Source organism: Loktanella sp. M215 (assembly GCF_021735925.1).
Classification (GTDB): domain Bacteria; phylum Pseudomonadota; class Alphaproteobacteria; order Rhodobacterales; family Rhodobacteraceae; genus Loktanella.
Genome location: NZ_WMEA01000001.1, coordinates 663,392 through 680,000 on the forward strand (window position 1 = coordinate 663,392; position 16,609 = coordinate 680,000).

The 16,609-nt window shown below is 60.0% G+C and carries 13 protein-coding genes, 1 tRNA gene, 2 rRNA genes, 3 pseudogenes and 1 riboswitch (1 of these 20 only partly in view); of the genes and pseudogenes, 5 read left to right on the plus strand and 14 right to left on the minus strand.

The window, feature by feature from the left end:
• Positions 1–9: 9 nt before the first annotated feature.
• Complete coding sequence (locus tag GLR48_RS03230; RefSeq protein ID WP_237058608.1) at positions 10–1,260, plus strand: cysteine desulfurase-like protein; 1,251 nt, start codon at positions 10–12, stop codon at positions 1,258–1,260.
• Here GLR48_RS03230 and GLR48_RS03235 read toward each other — a convergent pair.
• The 3 genes from GLR48_RS03235 to GLR48_RS03245 form a co-directional block, all read right to left on the minus strand.
• Complete coding sequence (locus GLR48_RS03235; protein WP_237058610.1) at positions 1,255–1,431, minus strand: hypothetical protein; 177 nt, start codon at positions 1,429–1,431, stop codon at positions 1,255–1,257. The two genes, GLR48_RS03230 and GLR48_RS03235, sit on opposite strands and share 6 nt — an antisense overlap.
• Positions 1,432–1,673: 242 nt before the next feature.
• Positions 1,674–3,083: a multicopper oxidase domain-containing protein gene (locus GLR48_RS03240; RefSeq protein ID WP_237058612.1), complete on the minus strand. Its 1,410-nt coding sequence runs from the start codon at positions 3,081–3,083 to the stop codon at positions 1,674–1,676.
• Positions 3,084–3,233: 150 nt separating this feature from the next.
• Positions 3,234–3,605: an SHOCT domain-containing protein gene (locus GLR48_RS03245; protein ID WP_237058614.1), complete on the minus strand. Its 372-nt coding sequence runs from the start codon at positions 3,603–3,605 to the stop codon at positions 3,234–3,236.
• 478 nt (positions 3,606–4,083) lie between these two features.
• Between GLR48_RS03245 and GLR48_RS03250 the strand changes: the two genes are divergently transcribed.
• Together GLR48_RS03250 and GLR48_RS03255 are read left to right on the plus strand one after the other, a co-directional pair.
• Positions 4,084–4,587: a rhodanese-like domain-containing protein gene (locus tag GLR48_RS03250; RefSeq protein ID WP_237058616.1), complete on the plus strand. Its 504-nt coding sequence runs from the start codon at positions 4,084–4,086 to the stop codon at positions 4,585–4,587.
• Positions 4,588–4,679: 92 nt separating this feature from the next.
• Entirely contained in the window at positions 4,680–5,138 is a 459-nt protein-coding gene (locus GLR48_RS03255) for a GNAT family N-acetyltransferase (RefSeq protein ID WP_237058618.1), read from the plus strand.
• 392 nt (positions 5,139–5,530) lie between these two features.
• Here GLR48_RS03255 and GLR48_RS03260 read toward each other — a convergent pair whose 3' ends face one another.
• The 6 genes from GLR48_RS03260 to GLR48_RS03285 are packed head-to-tail and all read right to left on the minus strand — an operon-like array spanning position 5,531 to position 10,000.
• Positions 5,531–5,692: a hypothetical protein gene (locus tag GLR48_RS03260; RefSeq protein WP_237058620.1), complete on the minus strand. Its 162-nt coding sequence runs from the start codon at positions 5,690–5,692 to the stop codon at positions 5,531–5,533.
• Positions 5,689–6,138: a hypothetical protein gene (locus GLR48_RS03265; protein ID WP_237058622.1), complete on the minus strand. Its 450-nt coding sequence runs from the start codon at positions 6,136–6,138 to the stop codon at positions 5,689–5,691. Before GLR48_RS03265 ends, GLR48_RS03260 begins: the two co-directional genes overlap by 4 nt.
• Entirely contained in the window at positions 6,125–7,372 is a 1,248-nt protein-coding gene (locus tag GLR48_RS03270) for an agmatinase family protein (protein WP_237058624.1), read from the minus strand. Before GLR48_RS03270 ends, GLR48_RS03265 begins: the two co-directional genes overlap by 14 nt.
• Positions 7,353–8,120 carry an ABC transporter ATP-binding protein gene (locus GLR48_RS03275; protein WP_237058626.1) on the minus strand — a complete coding sequence of 256 codons (768 nt, stop codon included), beginning with the start codon at positions 8,118–8,120 and terminating at the stop codon, positions 7,353–7,355. The genes GLR48_RS03270 and GLR48_RS03275 overlap by 20 nt, the downstream gene beginning before the upstream one ends.
• Positions 8,117–8,929, minus strand: a complete 813-nt coding sequence (locus GLR48_RS03280; protein WP_237058628.1) for an ABC transporter permease — start codon at positions 8,927–8,929, stop codon at positions 8,117–8,119. The genes GLR48_RS03275 and GLR48_RS03280 overlap by 4 nt, the downstream gene beginning before the upstream one ends.
• A 24-nt stretch (positions 8,930–8,953) precedes the next feature.
• Positions 8,954–10,000 (minus strand): putative urea ABC transporter substrate-binding protein, encoded by a 1,047-nt coding sequence (locus GLR48_RS03285; RefSeq protein WP_237058630.1) that lies wholly within the window; start codon positions 9,998–10,000, stop codon positions 8,954–8,956.
• Between the two features lie 79 nt (positions 10,001–10,079).
• A riboswitch (guanidine-I (ykkC/yxkD leader) is annotated at positions 10,080–10,183 on the minus strand.
• A 259-nt stretch (positions 10,184–10,442) separates the two neighbouring features.
• On the opposite strand from GLR48_RS03285, the pseudogene GLR48_RS03290 reads away from it, so the two are divergent.
• Positions 10,443–11,280 (plus strand): annotated as a pseudogene (locus tag GLR48_RS03290) (transposase); the annotation flags it as partial.
• Between the two features lie 234 nt (positions 11,281–11,514).
• Here GLR48_RS03290 and GLR48_RS03295 read toward each other — a convergent pair.
• Positions 11,515–12,777 carry an IS110 family transposase gene (locus GLR48_RS03295; protein WP_237058632.1) on the minus strand — a complete coding sequence of 421 codons (1,263 nt, stop codon included), beginning with the start codon at positions 12,775–12,777 and terminating at the stop codon, positions 11,515–11,517.
• A gap of 136 nt (positions 12,778–12,913) precedes the next feature.
• Between GLR48_RS03295 and GLR48_RS03300 the strand changes: the two are divergent.
• A pseudogene (locus GLR48_RS03300) lies at positions 12,914–13,096 on the plus strand (integrase core domain-containing protein); the annotation flags it as partial.
• Positions 13,097–13,133: 37 nt separating this feature from the next.
• Here GLR48_RS03300 and GLR48_RS03305 read toward each other — a convergent pair.
• From GLR48_RS03305 to GLR48_RS03320, 4 genes and pseudogenes are all read right to left on the minus strand, one after another.
• A pseudogene (locus GLR48_RS03305) lies at positions 13,134–14,288 on the minus strand (IS3 family transposase).
• A gap of 701 nt (positions 14,289–14,989) precedes the next feature.
• Positions 14,990–15,066, minus strand: a tRNA-Met gene (locus GLR48_RS03310).
• Positions 15,067–15,137: 71 nt separating this feature from the next.
• Positions 15,138–15,252, minus strand: a 5S ribosomal RNA gene (gene rrf, locus GLR48_RS03315).
• Between the two features lie 222 nt (positions 15,253–15,474).
• Positions 15,475–16,609: ribosomal RNA gene (locus tag GLR48_RS03320) — 23S ribosomal RNA — on the minus strand (it continues 1,698 nt past the right edge of the window).

A 16,609-nucleotide genomic window follows, 5' to 3' on the forward strand; every position in this document is an offset into this window, starting at 1 on the left:
GGACAGATGATGACACACGACGCGCTCGACATGGATTTCGTGCAAGGCCAGTTTCCCGGCCTTGCCGCCCCTTGGGTCTTTTTCGACAACGCGGGCGGCAGTCAGATCGTCGGCGGCGTGGTGGACAAGATCAGCGAATTCCTGATCCACCGTAACGTCCAGATCGGCGGCAGCTATGCCGTGTCGCAGGCTGCCGCCGAAGGGCTGATGCTGGGCCGCAAGGCCGCGCAGACGCTGGTGAACGCGGCAAGGCCAGAGGAAATCCTCTTCGGCCCCTCCACCACGCAACTGATGCGCACCCTCGCCGCGTCGATGCGCCGGCAATTCAGCCCCGGCGACGAGATCATCGTCAGCCACGCCGACCACGAATCTAACATCGGCCCGTGGAAGGAACTGGAGGAGTTCGGGATCGTCATCAAGAACTGGCCGCTGGACCAAGGCAGCCTGACGATGCGGCTGGAGGATCTGGAGCCGTTGATGACCGACCGGACCAAACTGGTCTGCGTCCACCACGCGTCCAACATCCTTGGCTGGATCAACCCGATCCGCGACTTCGCCGATTTCATCCATGCCCGAGGTGCGCGGCTTTGCGTCGATGCGGTGGCCTATGCCCCGCACCGGGCGATCGACGTGCAGGCCTGCGATGCGGATTACTACGTCTTCAGCCTGTACAAATGCTACGGCCCCCACACCGCGATCATGTACGGCAAATACGACCTGCTGGGCGAACTCGACGGGCAATACCACTGGTTCTACGGCAAGGACAAAATCCCAGGCAAGCTGGAACCGGGCAACCCGAACTACGAACTCGCCTACAGCACCACGGCGGTCGTCGAGTACCTAGCGGAACTCGGCACCCGGCAGGGGGCCACCGGCAGCACGCGGGACAAGCTAGAGGCCGCTTTCGAGGGCATCGCCGCGCAGGAAAACCTGCTGGCCGAGCGTCTGCTGTCATGGCTGGGTGCGCGCAACGACTGCCATATCGTCGGGCGCGGCTACACGCCCGGCACCCGCGTGCCAACCATCGCCTTCCGCTTCGATGGCCACGACTCGGGCGAGGTCGCCCGCGCGATGGACGCCCACGGCATCGCGATCCGCTTCGGAGACTTCCATTCCCGCCGTCTGGTCGAGGATTTGAAAGAGGCCCACGACAGCGGCGTGCTGCGCGTCTCGATGGTCCATTACAATACGCTGGCGCAGGTCGACAAACTGACCGCCGCATTGGGCGAGGTGGTGTCGAAACAGGCGATGGCATCATGAGCGCGCCGCACGATCAGGCGATCCGTGGCGGCACAGTGCAGGCACAGCGCGGAACATGACGTGCTGCAGATAGATGACCAGATTGAGGACGACGATCGAGACGAGAACCGCAACCCACTCCGGTGCTGCGATGATATTGAACAGCCGCCAGCCACGGCCTTGCGCAATCACGGCCAATCCGACCGCAAGGATCGGGAAACGCCATCGCTACACAATGGTATAAACCACCACGAGGCGCAGATTGTTCGTCCAGCGGATCGCCCGCGGAATCTCTCGCCTGCGCCGGGGTGCTGCGCGGTCCCATAGCGCCGTCGCCACCAGAACACCGAGACACACGTTGAGGCGCAGTTGCGCTTCGGGGGCAAGAAGGGACCCTCATCGACACTCCCGAAGCTTTCTTCGCAGCGCGGGCGTCAGGTGACGGTGAATTGCCCCATCATGCCTGCATCTTCGTGTTCGAGGATATGGCAATGGAACATGAACGGCGTGTCGCGGCTTGCGGGTTGGTCGAACCGAGCGAGGATCTCGGCCTCGCCGGTCACCAACACGGTGTCTTTCCAGCCGGTGTTCTCGGGCCGCGGGGGGCCGCCGTTCTCGGTAACCACCCGGAAGCGTACGCCATGGACGTGGAAGGGATGCGCGACCATGGTGCTGCGGATCTGCCAGCGTTCTACCGACCCGAGGGCGACTTCAAAATCGATCCGGTCCATATCGTAGGGTCGCCCGTTGATGGCAAAGCCACCTCCGCCCATCATCATGCCACCCATCCCCATGTCGAGCGAGACCTGCCGCGTCGCAACCTCTGCTCCGGTCAAATCTTCGGGCGCACCATCCAACTGCTCTGGCAGGCGGGTGATCCGCGCGGGCAGCGTGCTGTCGGTGGCGAACTGCAGGACACCGTAGGCTTGGTCAGGATCGCTCATCAGGACGGGCGCGCCACCATCCGAGAAATCGACAAGAACCTCGGCCCGTTCGCCGGGTGCAAGGCGCAGCACATCCAATGCAACAGGCGCTGGCAGGAAACCACCATCCGTCGCCACCAGGTGCATCGGCCGCGTATCTTCGAAAAACAATCTGTAGCTGCGCGCATTCGAGCCGTTCAGCAGGCGCAAACGCACGATCCCCTCTGGCACCACCGCCGTTGCACCCGCCTGACCGTTGACCAGTATTCTGTTCCCGGAAAACCCGTGCATCACGTCCATCATGGACGGGTCGTAGACCATGCGCCCGGCGGCATCGAACCGACGATCCTGCACGACAAGCGTCAGATCGTCGATCCCATATGCGGACGGCAGACCGCGCGCATCGTCCTGCCCGTCCGTCACATGGATAACCCCGGCCAGTCCGAAATAGACCTGTTCTGCGGTGCGTTCATGGATATGAGAATGATACCAGACGGTTGCCGGATCCTGCGCAATTGTCATTTCGGGTTGCCATGTGGCACCGGGTGCGATCGCAAGATGCGGGCCGCCGTCATGTTCACCGGGCACCAAAAGGCCGTGCCAATGCGCGCTGATGGGTTCATCAAGGTTATTCTGCACCTCGGCCGCCAGATCGCCGTTCTGCATGATGATGGTCGGCCCCAGATACCCCTGATTGAACCCTGCGGTCGGTGTGCCGGGCCCGCCGAAAAAGCTGCTGCTGCCTGTGCTTGCCGTCAGCGCCAACCGCCCCGTCGCACGCGTATCCAGAAGCGGCGGCATCGCAAGGCGCATCAAAGCCGGTTGGCCTTGCGCAAATGCACGCTGGCCGAACATTGGTGACACAACACCCGCAGTCATGATTGCTGCGGAGGTTGAGGTCAGGAATTGGCGTCTTTTCATGCTGATCTTTCAAGGCTTGGCTGGAAGCGGTGCCATCGCAAGCCACTTCTGTGGTTAAGGCGTATGACCCGGCGCGTCACAAGGCAACAGCAGGCTGAAGCCCCGCACGCCAATGACGCGCGAGGCTTGAACCAACACGAAGATAGCAGGTTAGTCAGCCAGCAGCTTCTTGCGCTCGGTGAACTCGGTCGAATCGATTTCACCTTTGGCATAGCGTTCCTTCAACAGCATCACGGCACGGTCGTGCGCGGCATGACTGCCGGTGGCAGGTCCAGCCGCACCGAACAGACGCAAAAGATATAGGATCGCAGCGACGATCCCGACGACAATCAGGATCATGAAGATCGGTCCAAGGACCATACCGAAGCCGCCCCACTCGTTGCCTCCCCACATCATGTCATGTCCATGATTGTATTGGCCAAAACGCTCTGGGATTTCCCCGACCTGTGCCATCGCAGCGGTGGAGGTTGTGTAAAGTATGCCCGCGACCATCGGGGCAATCGCCCTAGTCTTGAATTCCATCTTGCGACTCCTTTTGCACGGCATCAACGTTGGCCGCCTATTGAGTGTGTCAGTGTAGGATAGAAACGGAGCGCAGGCCTTGATCTGCATCACGACGGCAGGACTGAGAGACGATAGGTTGATGCACCGAGACTCAGGCGTGACTTGTGGACCGTCGCATCTGATTTGGGTGCGCAAAGCCGATGTCAGTGGTGCCTCGCAAACTCATCGCCCCGGTGGCGTCCATGCAGGCGATCAAGAACGCTGGACTGACGGCCCTATCGGGCCAGTCTGGGCCCTTCTGGAGAAGGCAGTAGAGGCGATCTGAAATGCGATGAGGCATCGACACCCTTGCTGCGATTGTAGTCATGGGGCTCGCCGTATTAGGTGTCTGGCGGTTGGTCCTGACCGACACCCAGAGCCTGATGCAGCGCGAGACGCGCAAGGTGCGGGTGGCGCAGCCTGCTGAATGAAACAAAACCGGACTGGAGATCGACGAATGGTTCAACTTCTCAACATAACGGCGGACGAGACGAAACGGGTCGTCAACCTGGCTGGCGGACCCGTTGAAATCGAGCGGCACCGGAACGACATGCAGCTGATTACCGGTTATCTGCAACCAATGGTCCCGATCGCCGGTGTCACCCCCGTCGGCGAGCTTGAGGTTCTGGCCTGCCTGGCGGATGACGACTACGTCGTGGTGGACATGCGCGACCCCGACTGGCGATTGAAGGGCACGATTCCGGGAAGCATCTCGATTCCATTTGAAGAGGTGGCAAACCGTCTGGACCTGTTGGGATGTGTGCGATCATCGTCCGGCTGGACCTGCGACGCCGCCAAGAAGGTCGTCGCGTTTTGCAATGGCCCGGCCTGCCCTCAAAGTACGCGTGCGATGCACGCGATGGTCGACAACGGCTTTCCGCCGGACAAGATCTACTATTACCGCGGCGGCATGCAGGACTGGCTGGTGCTGGGCCTGACGACACAGTCTTCGGCCGCGTGACCGTGCCTGGTCCTTTAGGCATTGCCGATACGCCGGATCGCGACCCGACGCGAAACCGATGCACAGTGCTGACAAATTAGAGACCGCTCGTTATGACAACTCATAAGATCAAATTGAGACCGGCGAATTCTGACGAAAGCAATACAGTCGCATCGATTGCATGGACGTCGCGAAAATACTTCTTGCCTTATCTGCCAGATTTGCACCCGATGGATGACTACAGGCAATTTTACCGCAAAAATGTATTCGTCGCATGCGATGTCTGGGTTGTTGAAGATAATCAGAATGTTGTCGGATTTTGCGCCTTCAAAGAAGGCTGGGTCGAGCACCTTTACCTACTTCCATCGCACGTCGGAAGAACACTTGGCGAAACTCTTTTAAACACTGCGAAAGAAAAGCACGGCCTCTTGCAGCTTTGGGTGTTTCAGCGGAACAGTCGCGCCATCAGCTTCTACGAACGCAATGGATTTACGAAGGTAAAGGAAACCGACGGGACGTCGAACGAAGAAAATCTTCCTGACGCCCTGTTTGAATGGCGTAGGCCCCTATAATACGACTCGATCCTGATGGATATTTGGGCTCAGACTTGCCGCGCCCCCGCACGAAAGTCCGCTGAGCGAGACTTTTCGACCATTCGCGGTCGATGCAAATCTCAACTGATGCTGATGCAGCATGAATTGAGGAGAGCGAGAGGCGGACGTTGCTGCGATCCAACGAATTCGGTGAACTGCAGGGCTAGGATGTGCGTTAGTCGCCCGGCTTCGGCCTTGCGCTAAACCCTTACATAGCCGGCCGACCGTTACACTTGCGCCACCTGGCCGGGCGCTGAACCATATCGCGCTGCAGAGCGACCGGATCTGGCTGACCCCGGCAGGTAGGATGGCAGCCCTCTGCGCAGAAAAAACTTGCACCGGCCCGGTCGGGACTGAACCGGTGCAAATCGTCAGGCGGCGTGCCGACGCAGCAGCGCGATCGTCGCCGCAACCACTATAACCGCAGCACCGGCGATCAATGCTGCGGGGGAATCCGCGTGGATCGGCGTATCACCATGAGCCAGCGCGGGGCTGGCGGCGGTGAGGGCAATCAGGGTCGATACGTATTTCATGCGTGGTCCTTTCGGGAGGCAGAGTGGTTTTGCAGAAAGCTGCGCAGGTCGGTGACGTGCTTGGCGTCAAGCGAGACATAGACGAGCCCCATGTTCGTGCGTTCCGTCACCATCGGGCCGGGATAGGGCAAATAGCTGAGTTCGCGCGACCCGAACGACGGTGACGCCGTGCCGACCTGCCATTCGGTCGTCAGTTTCACGTCCACAAGTTTCATCGTTGGTCCACCCGCGGGGGCCGGGATTTCCAGCGGCACACCGGCAATGCGCAGATAGGACATCTTGTCCTTGGCCGCGATAAAGCCATCGATGAACTGCGTCGTCAGAACGTGCAACTCAGCCGCCGCGTCCGCCTCTTGCAGATGGGAATGCAGATGGTCTGCTGGGTCGTGGCTGTGGTTGTCGCCGTGGTGATGGTGGTGGTGATCCGGTGCGTTATCGTGAGGCATTGGACCACCGCTTTCCTTCGAATTCGCCATGCGGGATGACGACCGGCTTGTCCATGTGCCGCTTGTGAGCGCCCATTTTGCCCGATGCGACCAGCGATCCCAGCACATCCACGATCACGCGGGTGCCCATCAGGGCCGTGATCTCGGACTGGTCGTAGGGCGGTGCGACCTCGACAAGCTCCATGCCGCAGATACCCTCGGCGGCGACTTTCGACACCAGCCCCAAGGCTTCGCGCGGCAGGAAGCCACCGGGTTCGGGCCAGCCGGTGCCGGGGACGAACCCGCAGTCGATGCTGTCGATGTCAAAACTCAGATAGACCATGTCGACGCCGTCCCAGGCCATCTCCAGCGCCATTTCGGCGGTGCGGTCGATGCCCATCTTCTCCATGTCGCCCATCGTGATGATGTTCGTCTCGCGCTCGCGCGCGACCTTGACCGCGTCGCGGGGCACCTGCCAGCCGCCAATGCCGATCTGCACGAGGTTCTTGGCCGACACGTTGGGCATGTTGGTCGCGTGGAACCACGGCGTCGTGTGCATCCGTTCGTCCAGATCCTTTTCCTGAATATCGGCGTGGCGGTCGAAGTGGATGATGCCGATCTTCTTGGACGTGCATTGGGCAATACCGCGCAGGCAGGGAAAGCCGATGGAATGGTCGCCGCCGATCATGATGGGCAAGGACCCCGACGATGCGACATGGCTGACGGCGCGGCTGATCTGGTCGAAACTCTTTTCGATATTGGCGGGGATCGTGAACACGTCGCCCGCATCGCACAGCGTCATCTGTTCGCGCAGATCGACAGCCATTTCATAGTTGTAGGGCGTATAAAGTGCGCTGATCTTGCGCACCCCCTGCGGACCAAAGCGTGTGCCCGCGCGGTAGGTCGTGCCACCGTCGAAGGGGATGCCCAGCACGGTCGCGTCGTAGTCGCCGACCTCGGTCACATCCTCGGCGTAGGGTGCCTTCAGAAAGGTGTTGATGCCCGCGTAGTGGGGCAGCTCGCCCCGGGCGAAGGTCGGGATCGACTTGTCCTCGATGCTGTCGGCCCCGGTCAGGCCCATGCGCAAGGCCCATTTCTTCTCCTGCGCCCAGCCAGAGCCGGGAATGTCTGCCTCTTCCTGCATGGCCTTCCAGCCGCGCAGCTGGCTCAGGTCCGGGTGGTGATGGCGGCGGGCGTCATGCCCCATGTCGCGCGGATGGTGCGACCGGGTCCGGTCACGCGGGGTGGTAAACATGGATATCCTCCTTGAGGGTCTGGAAAGGAATGCCGCCGTCGCGGGCGTCGAAATCGTAGGTGATGGTCGCCCCGTGCAGGTTCGGGTCCTGCGGATCCCAGCGCACCTTGTCGAAGACCAGCACGCGATCGCCCAGCTTGAACGCCTCGCCCAGATCATGCGTGACCATGAAGACGGTCATCTGTGTCTGCGCCCGCAACTCGGTCAGGAAATCGTGCATCTGGATGCGCGTGCCGGGGTCCAGCGCGCCGAAAGGTTCGTCCAGCAGCAGCACCGATGGCTTGGCCACCAGCGCCTGCGCAATGGCCAGACGTTGCTGCATGCCGCCCGACAGGGTCGCCGGATACTGGTCCGCGACATGATCAAGGCCGATGCGGGCCAGTGTCTCGTCTGCCCGCGCCAGTGCGCGGCGCCGGTCCGCGCCCCAGAACCGGCCCCAACCGCGCCGGAAGCTCTCTCCTGCGACGATATTTTCGCGCACGGTCAGGTGGGGAAAGACTGAATAGCGCTGGAACACGATGCCACGGTCCAGCCCCGGTTCGCGGGCAGGGGCCGCGCCGTTGATGCTGATGTGGCCCCGCGTCGGCGTTTCCTGCGCCAGCAGCAGGCGCAGGAACGTGGATTTGCCACAGCCCGACGCGCCAACGATGCTGATGAACTCGCCCTCGGCCACGTCGACGTTCACGCGCTCGATGATCGGGCGGCGGCCATAGCTCTGGAACAGGTTTTCGACGTGAACAAAGGTCACAGGCCCGCCTCCGCCCAGGGGAAAGCCTTGCGCGACAGGGCCCGCAGCGCCCAGTCCATGACGAATGCCAGCAGCGTGATCCAGATCACGTAGGTCAGGATCACATCCATCGCGAGGTAGCGGCGCACCAGAAAGATGCGATAGCCGAGGCCCGCATCCGCCGCGATCGCCTCTGCCGCGATCAGGAACAACCAGGCGGGGCCAAGCGACAGGCGCACGGACTGGATCAGCCGCGGCATCAGTTGCGGCAGCGCCACGCGGACCGCGATGACCCAGGTCGAGGCGCCAAGGGTCTGCGCCTTGACGATCAGTTCCTGCGGCACCTCCAGCACCCGCTGGGACAGGTCGCGGATCAGAAACGGCAAGGTGCCGATAACGATCAGCACGACCTTGGACAATTCCCCCAACCCGAAGACGATGAACAGGATCGGCAGCAGCGCCAGAGGCGGGATCATCGACACGACGGCCACGAACTGCGCCAGCAGGGCGCGCGCCATCGGGATCAGCCCGATCAGCAGCCCGAACATCAGCCCGATGGCCGACGATATGCCGACCCCCAGCAGCAGCCGTTGCAGGCTGGCCCCTGTATCCTGCCAGAACAGGATGTCGCCGCTGCGGCGGTCAGGTTCCGAGATCAGCCGTCCGGCTGTCGCCATGACCGTATCGGGGGCTGGCAACAGCTTGTCCGCCGGGTTGGCGGTCAGGCGGATGTCGGACGCCACGGCGTAGGCGATCAACACCGCAACAAAGGGCAGCAGCGCCAGAACGACGACCGTCGGGCGGCTGGGTGCCCGGTTGATGATCCGCATGACGGCGCGCCCCGACGGGTCGGATTACAACGCGCCGTCCGCCGCCATCTGCATATAGGTGGTGTCATAACGGAACATGACGTTGTTCGCGTCGCCGCTGGTCGCACCGTCCGGATAGGCCACACCGACGAAATCCGCCGATGGCGCGCCCTCTCCAAGGATGCCCTTGTCGAACAGGAAGTCTGCCACGCTGGTCATCGTGCCGGGCAGCGCCGCGTCTGCGGTGAACGCCACGGCGGCGTCGGGGTCGTAGAACATCTGCGTGGCATCCAACTGCGCGGTGTAGCCTGCCAGATCGGTGCCAGAAGCTTCGGCCATCGCCGTCAGCGCACCCTCATCGCCTGCGGCCATCAGCGCCATGACCTCGTACCACGCACCCGCGACGGCCTTGCCGAAATCGGGGTTGTCTGCCAGCGTCTGGGTGTTCACGACCATCAGGTCGATGATCTCTCCGGGGATGTTGGAACTGTCGAACAATTTGTTTGCGGCAGGGTCTTCCATGATTGTCGACACCAGCGGGTTCCACGTCACGACCGCCTGCACGTCGTCGGTGGCAAAGGCGGCGACCATATCGGCGTCGGACGTATTCACGACCCCTGCAAGATCAGCCTCTGCAAGGCCCGCAGACTCCAGCGCCCGTGCCAGCAGGTAGTGCGACACCGACAGCTCCACCAGGTTGACGGGCATGCCAGCCAGCGTCGTCAGATCACCTTCGCCTTTCAGGATGACCGCATCGTTGCCGTTCGAATAGTCGCCAACAATCAGCGCGGTCGTGTCAACACCGCTGCCTGCCGGGATCGAGAGGGTATCCATATTCGTGGCCGAAACGCCGTCAAACTGACCGGCCGTATATTGGTTGATCGATTCGACGTAGTCATTGATCTGCGTGATCTCGACCGTGATGCCGTATTTTTCGGCCCATTTGTCCATGATACCGCTGTCGGACAGATAGCCCCACGGCATCCAGCCCGCATAGATCGACCAGGCAAGTTTGAAATCGGTTTTGGCCTCGGCGTGGGCGCCGGTGGCAAGGCTCAGGACGAGGGCGGTCGTGGTGATCAGCTTGTTCATATCGGTCTCCATCACGTTTGCATTCATGGAATGACCGCGTAGAAAACGGATGCGGCGCGCGGGTCAAACCGGCGCAGTAGCCTCCCGGGATTTTCCCCCGCCGTGTATCGCACCGGAATTTGCCGGTTCGACGATATCTCTTGGACCTGACCCTTGTGCGGCGGAACCCTAGACATCCTGCATCCCCACATTCCGAAGCATCTTCCGTATTCGTCAAGTCCGCCCTCGGATCACACGCTCCGGCCCACCTTTTCGCCGTGATACTGACGAAAAATTCATCACTCCAGTGCGGCATGACGCATTTTTAATCGAGAGTCGCTCGCCGCGGCGGGCAGTTCACAGGCTCATCATCGGTGTGCTCAATCGAGGTTCCGAGTGACCTGCTGCCCGGAAGTTCCCTCGATCTGATGTAGTTTCTGCCCAACCTGAAGGAGCAGACGAGATGAGGAAAAGCTGTTTCACCGAAGCGCAGATAATCGGGATGATCAAAGAGCAGGAGGCTGGTTTGCCGACGGCTGATCTGTGCCGGAAGCATGGCTTGGGTCCTGCCACGTTCTACAAGCTGAAGGCCAAGTATGGCGGGATGGATTTGTCTGACGCCAAGCGGCTGAAACAGCTCGAAGATGAGAACGCGAAGCTGAAACGCCTGGTGGCAGATGTCATGCTGGACAATGTTGTGCTGAAGGATCTCTTGGGAAAGCCCTGACGACGCCGATGCAACGGCGGGACGCAGCGCTGCGGGATCATCAGATCTCTCAACGCCGGGTCTGCGTCCTGATCGGTGTCGAACCGAAAACCGTGCGGTGCGAAAGGCCGCCCGATAACCCGGAGATCCGTCTGGAAATGAACAAGATTGCTGAGAAACGTCGCCGGTTCGGTTATCCCGCTGCCCGGCAGGCGATTGCGCAGCAATCTGCCGAGAGGGGCGCATTGGCGTCCTGCTGGAGCGCGTGGGCATGATTATGAACGAAAAGAAGCTCTATCGGATTTACCGGGAAGAGGGCCTGTCAGTGCGCCGCCGTAGAGGCCGGAAACGGGCGCGAGGCAGCCGCACACCAATGCCAATGCCATTGCGCCCGAACCAGCGCTGGTCCTTGGACTTCCTGTCCGACACTTTCGGGGCCTGTCGCAAATTCCGCATCCTGGCGGTCGATGACGATTGTTGGCGCGAAAACCTATGCTTGGTCCCCGACACCAGCATCTCCGGGGCCAGGGTCGCACGAGAGTTGGATGCACTAGTCCGGATCTATGGGAAACCCGCTTGTATCGTTTCCGACAACGTCCTAGCTCGGGAACAAAACGCTGTTTAGGGCGTCAGATCACATGGCATCCGAGCTACCGGATACCTTTTGAATTGTTGCCCAGGCGGGCTCCGCCGTCAAGAAGTGGTCTCTCCCATAGCAAATACAGGGTCGGCCACGATGCCGCCCCTCACCGTCCTTAAGACGAGATCCTAAATCCCAAGCGGAAGGCCCGAACATTATCTACGAGGTCAGGAACCTGCCTCCACGGCTCTACAGAGAGGGGTCCTTCCGCACGGGCTCGTCCCCCTCGAAGAAGGGACGATAGGGTTCGCCGGATTTGATCACGGCGTGAATGGTGCGGGCCATCTTTGCGGCGATGGCTGTGTAAGCCTTGCGGCGCAAATCCGGGTTGTGACGATCTTGCGCAATGTAACGCTCGAACTTGTCGCGGAAGCTGTTGGCCTTCTTCATGACCGCCGTCTGCCCTGCAAGCCACAAAGTGCGGCGCAAACGGGCGTTGCCGTATTTGGAGATCTTGCTTCGACCGCGGAACATGCCGGACTGGACGGTTGCCAGATCCATGCCGCAAAACTTCAGAAACTGCCGGTGATGACGGAAGCGGCGCAGGTCACCGGTCTCGGCGGGGATCGTCAGGGCGTTGATCGGCCCGATGCCGGGAATGGTGCGCAGCAGCAGGTAATCGGGACGATCGCCGAGCAGTTCGACGGCACGGCCTTCGATGGCATTGCGTTGGCGGATCAGGCTTCTGCCTTCGGCCAGCATCATGCGGAACATCCTGATGGCGTCAGAATCCGGCGACACGGGCAGCCCCGCGGAAGTCTTCGCCGTCTCGTAAATATCTGACAACATGAGGGTCTTCTCGACCTTGCGTCCAACCACTTCCCAGGCCGCCTTGGTGAACTCATCCTTGGTCAGGGCAGATATCATGTGTGGAGACGGGAACATCTCGAGGAAGGCCAGGAACCAGTCGGTGCGCGAGCTGCGGTGGAAGCGGTCGGCCTCGGGAAAATAAAGTGGCAGATAGTGGGTCAAAATCCGATGCCACAGCTCGGTCTTGGACCGCGACACCGCATCATGAGTCTTGGACAATTCCTGAATGTCATTCGTACCGGCGACCATCGGGTCCTGGAAGATCTGCACCGCGCCGATTTGCAGCATGTGCAAGATGACTTGCGCATCCTTCGGATCATTCTTGTCCCAGCTGTTGTGCAGCGCCTCGCGTGTGCGGGCGAGGGCGACCGAGGATACCAGCTTCAGGTCGAACCCGGCGACGCCGAGATGATACATCAGCACACGGTGATAGTTGCCGGTGGCCTCAAACCCGATCCGGACCGGCAGGCCATATTCCCGCAAGATCGCGATCAGGCGCATGAAGTCGTCGGTGGAATTGGTGATCGTCATGCGCCGCCGCCGCGTCTTGCCCGGGACGGCAATCAGCACCTCGTGCCGGTGTTTGGAAATGTCGATGCCTACCAGAACGCGGGCATCCGAAGTATGTTCAACCTTGGCCATGGCCGGTCTCCTCTGTGGTGTGGTTCGCAAAACCACCATAGAGACCCGAGACCCGGTTATGGCCGCCTGCTGCGCAATTTTGGAGGCTGCGCAGGCGGCCATAACCTTGAACGGCACTTCATTCCCAACATGCTACGGAACGGAGTTCACCAGCAAAGCGATCCTGAAATGGGCAAACGACAACAAGGTCGAGTGGCATTACATCGATCCCGGCAAGCCACAGCAGAATGGTTACATTGAATCATTCAACGGCAGCTTGCGCGACGAATGCCTCAACGAGGAAATCTTCGACAGCCTGACCGACGCACGCCGAACGCTGAGGTGCTCCCCTTCCCTTGGACAGGATCTGGCGCTTTCTAAGCTCTGATCTGCTCCTGCTGATCGGGTTGCGTTGCTTCGACTTTCAGCGAGTAGACTACGGCCGGTGGTTGGCCGCCAAGGGCTTTGTGCGGGCGGCGGTGATTGTAGAACCCCATCCATGTCCGGACACCCGCGCGGGCCTGAGACCCGGTCTCCCAGACATGCAGATAGACGCACTCGTATTTCAGCGTGCGCCACAGGCGCTCGATGAAGATGTTGTCCAAGTAGCGGCCCTTGCCATCCATCGATATACGGACGCCCGACCGCCGCAGGCGGTCTGTCCAAGCAAACGATGTGAACTGCGATCCCTGATCGCTGTTCATGATGTCAGGTGGCCCGAACCGATAGATTGCCTCGTTCAGCGCGTCGACGCAGAAGTCGGCGTCCAGCGTGTTCGAGATCCGCCGAGGCCAGAACCATTCGGGTGTGCCAGTCCATGATCGCCACCAGATAGAGAAACCCTCTGCGCATCGGCAGGTAGGTGATGTCCACGCACCAAACCTGATTGGGCCGCTCTACGCGCAGCCCGCGCAAGAGGTAGGGATAGGTCTTGTGCCCCTTCGCCGGCTTGCTGGTGTTGGGTTTCTGGTAGATTGGAATCAAACCAATCAGGCGCATAAGCCGACGGATGCGCTTTTCGTTCACCGCGTGTCCCTCGTTGCGCAGGTGCCACGTCATCTGGCGCACGCCGAAGAAGGGCGTCTCCAGGAATTGCACGTCGATCAGCCGCATCAGCGCGAGGTTCTGCTCCGTCTCACCCTGCGGCGTATAGTAAAACGACGACCGAGAAACCTGTAGCAGCGCGCACTGCTGGCCAATCGACAGGTCCGGATGGTCGCGCTCGACCATGCTGCGCCTCACTTCCCGCCCCAAGGTTTGAGCTTTCTTTCCAAAAAAGAGTTGGCCACCGCCAGCTCCCCGATCTTGGCATGCAGATCCCTGACCTGGTCTTCATCGATGACCGGCGTCTTGCGGCCGCCGCGTTCAAAGACACCGGACGCGCCATCCAGCAGCGCACGTTTCCATTGGTTGATCATCGTCGGATGCACGCCGAACCGGCTCGCCAGCTCCGACACCGTCGCCTCACCTTTCAGCGCCTCAAGCGCCACCTTCGCCTTGAACTCAGGGGCGTGCTGCTTTCGTTTCGACATCTTCGATCTCCTTCGTGGTGAAGATCAACAGACAGCAAATCGGAGCTTACGTCAGTGTCCAGTTTTCGGGGGGCACCTCAATTCAGCTGGCTGCCGAATAACGCTACCTTTAAAGAGCTTTCAGCCCGTCCATCAGATGGGCTGAAACCGAAATAGCCTGACCCAGATTGCCTTCCATTATCTGTCTCGTAGTGTCCGATCGGGCCGCGTGGTTTGACGAGCTCCATGGCAGGAGATCATCCACTCGGGTGATACTGTAGTCGGGGATGTATACCAGCGTATCGGCGGACCGTTTCTGCGGGTTTCCATGTGCTCGGCAATGCGCGCTGATTGAAGCCCAGCTTTGGTTAATCGCAAGCTGACAAGCACACAGATGCATAGTTGGAGAACGTCAGGAAACGGGTACCACTGCCCTCCTTGACCTTGCCGAACTGGCTTGGCGTAGAATCTTTTCACTGCGCCGCAGGATAAAGCCAGAGGTCCCGGATAGGTACGCGGGAGGAAAGTGAGTGTGGCAAGCTCAATGAAGCTTCAGTTTGACCAAATCCGCGCAACGGCCAACCACCTGCATGCCACTGCCCGCTTATGCGTGCAGGTGCTGTCTTTCTGTTGCGGTGTTGATGTGGCGTTGATGTAGACTGAAAACGCAAAAACCAGACTGATTAAGTCGGGCTCTAAGCTTCTGATTTAGCGGTATAATTTGGTTGCGGGAGTAGGATTTGAACCTACGACCTTCAGGTTATGAGCCTGACGAGCTACCGGGCTGCTCCATCCCGCGACAGGGTGTTTTAAATCGTTTGAGAGATACAGGTTGAACGTTTGGGTTCAACCACGGGTGTTTCTTACTAGGTGTGGCAATGACTTACTCTCCCACGTCTTAAGACGCAGTACCATCAGCGCTGTGGCACTTAACGGCCGAGTTCGGGATGGGATCGGGTGTTTTGCTCACGCTATGATCACCACACCAAGAAAGAAACACCGGCGGACGCACCCGTGTGCGTCCGCCGGGTGGCAGAGCACGTTCGCAAAGCAAATGTGCAGCCACTCAGCAGAACACTTCGGTGCATCTACCTATGTTTGTCATCAGCGGCCTGCGTTTTCACGCGGACCGTCGTTCAAGCCAAGTACGGCTAATGTTGTGTATGTATTATGATTTGGGTCAGTCGAAGTCTCGCTTCTACTGGATCAAATCAAGCCTATCGGACCATTAGTACCAGTCAACTGAACACATTGCTGCGCTTACATCTCTGGCCTATCGACGAGGTGGTCTACCTCGGTCCTCAGGGATACCTTGTTTTGAGGGGGCTTCCCGCTTAGATGCCTTCAGCGGTTATCCTGTCCGATCATAGCTACCCTGCACTGCCGTTGGCACGACAACAGGTCCACCAGTGGATCGTTCACCCCGGTCCTCTCGTACTAGGGGCAACTCCTCTCAAGTATCCTACACCCACGGAAGATAGGGACCGAACTGTCTCACGACGTTCTAAACCCAGCTCACGTACCTCTTTAAACGGCGAACAGCCGTACCCTTGGGACCTGCCCCAGCCCCGGGGATGAGATGAGCCGACATCGAGGTGCCAAACGGTGCCGTCGATATGGACTCTTGGGCACCATCAGCCTGTTATCCCCAGCGTACCTTTTATCCGTTGAGCGATGGCCCTTCCACGCGGGACCACCGGATCACTATGGCCGTCTTTCGACTCTGCTCGACTTGTCAGTCTTGCAGTCAGGCTGGCTTCTGCCATTGCACTCAACGAGCGATTTCCGACCGCTCTGAGCCAACCTTCGCGCGCCTCCGTTACAATTTGGGAGGCGACCGCCCCAGTCAAACTACCCACCACACAGGGTCCCGGATCCGGATAACGGACCGCGGTTAGACATCAAGCAGAGCAAGGGTGGTATCTCAAGGGAGGCTCCACCAGGACCAGAGTCCCGGCTTCAAAGCCTACCACCTATCCTGCGCATGCTGTACCTGATGCCAGTGTGAAGCTATAGTAAAGGTGCATGGGGTCTTTCCGTCTAACCGCGGGTAGCCTGCATCTTGACAGGCAATTCAATTTCGCTGAGTCCACATTTGAGACAGCGGGGAAGTCGTTACGCCATTCGTGCAGGTCGGAACTTACCCGACAAGGAATTTCGCTACCTTAGGACCGTTATAGTTACGGCCGCCGTTTACCTGGGCTTCAATTCGGAGCTTGCACTCCTCCTTTTAACCTTCAGGCACCGGGCAGGCGTCAGACCCTATACGTCGTCTTGCGACTTCGCAGAGCCCTGTGTTTTTAGTAAACAGTCGCCACCCCCTGGTTTGTGCCCCCGCCCAA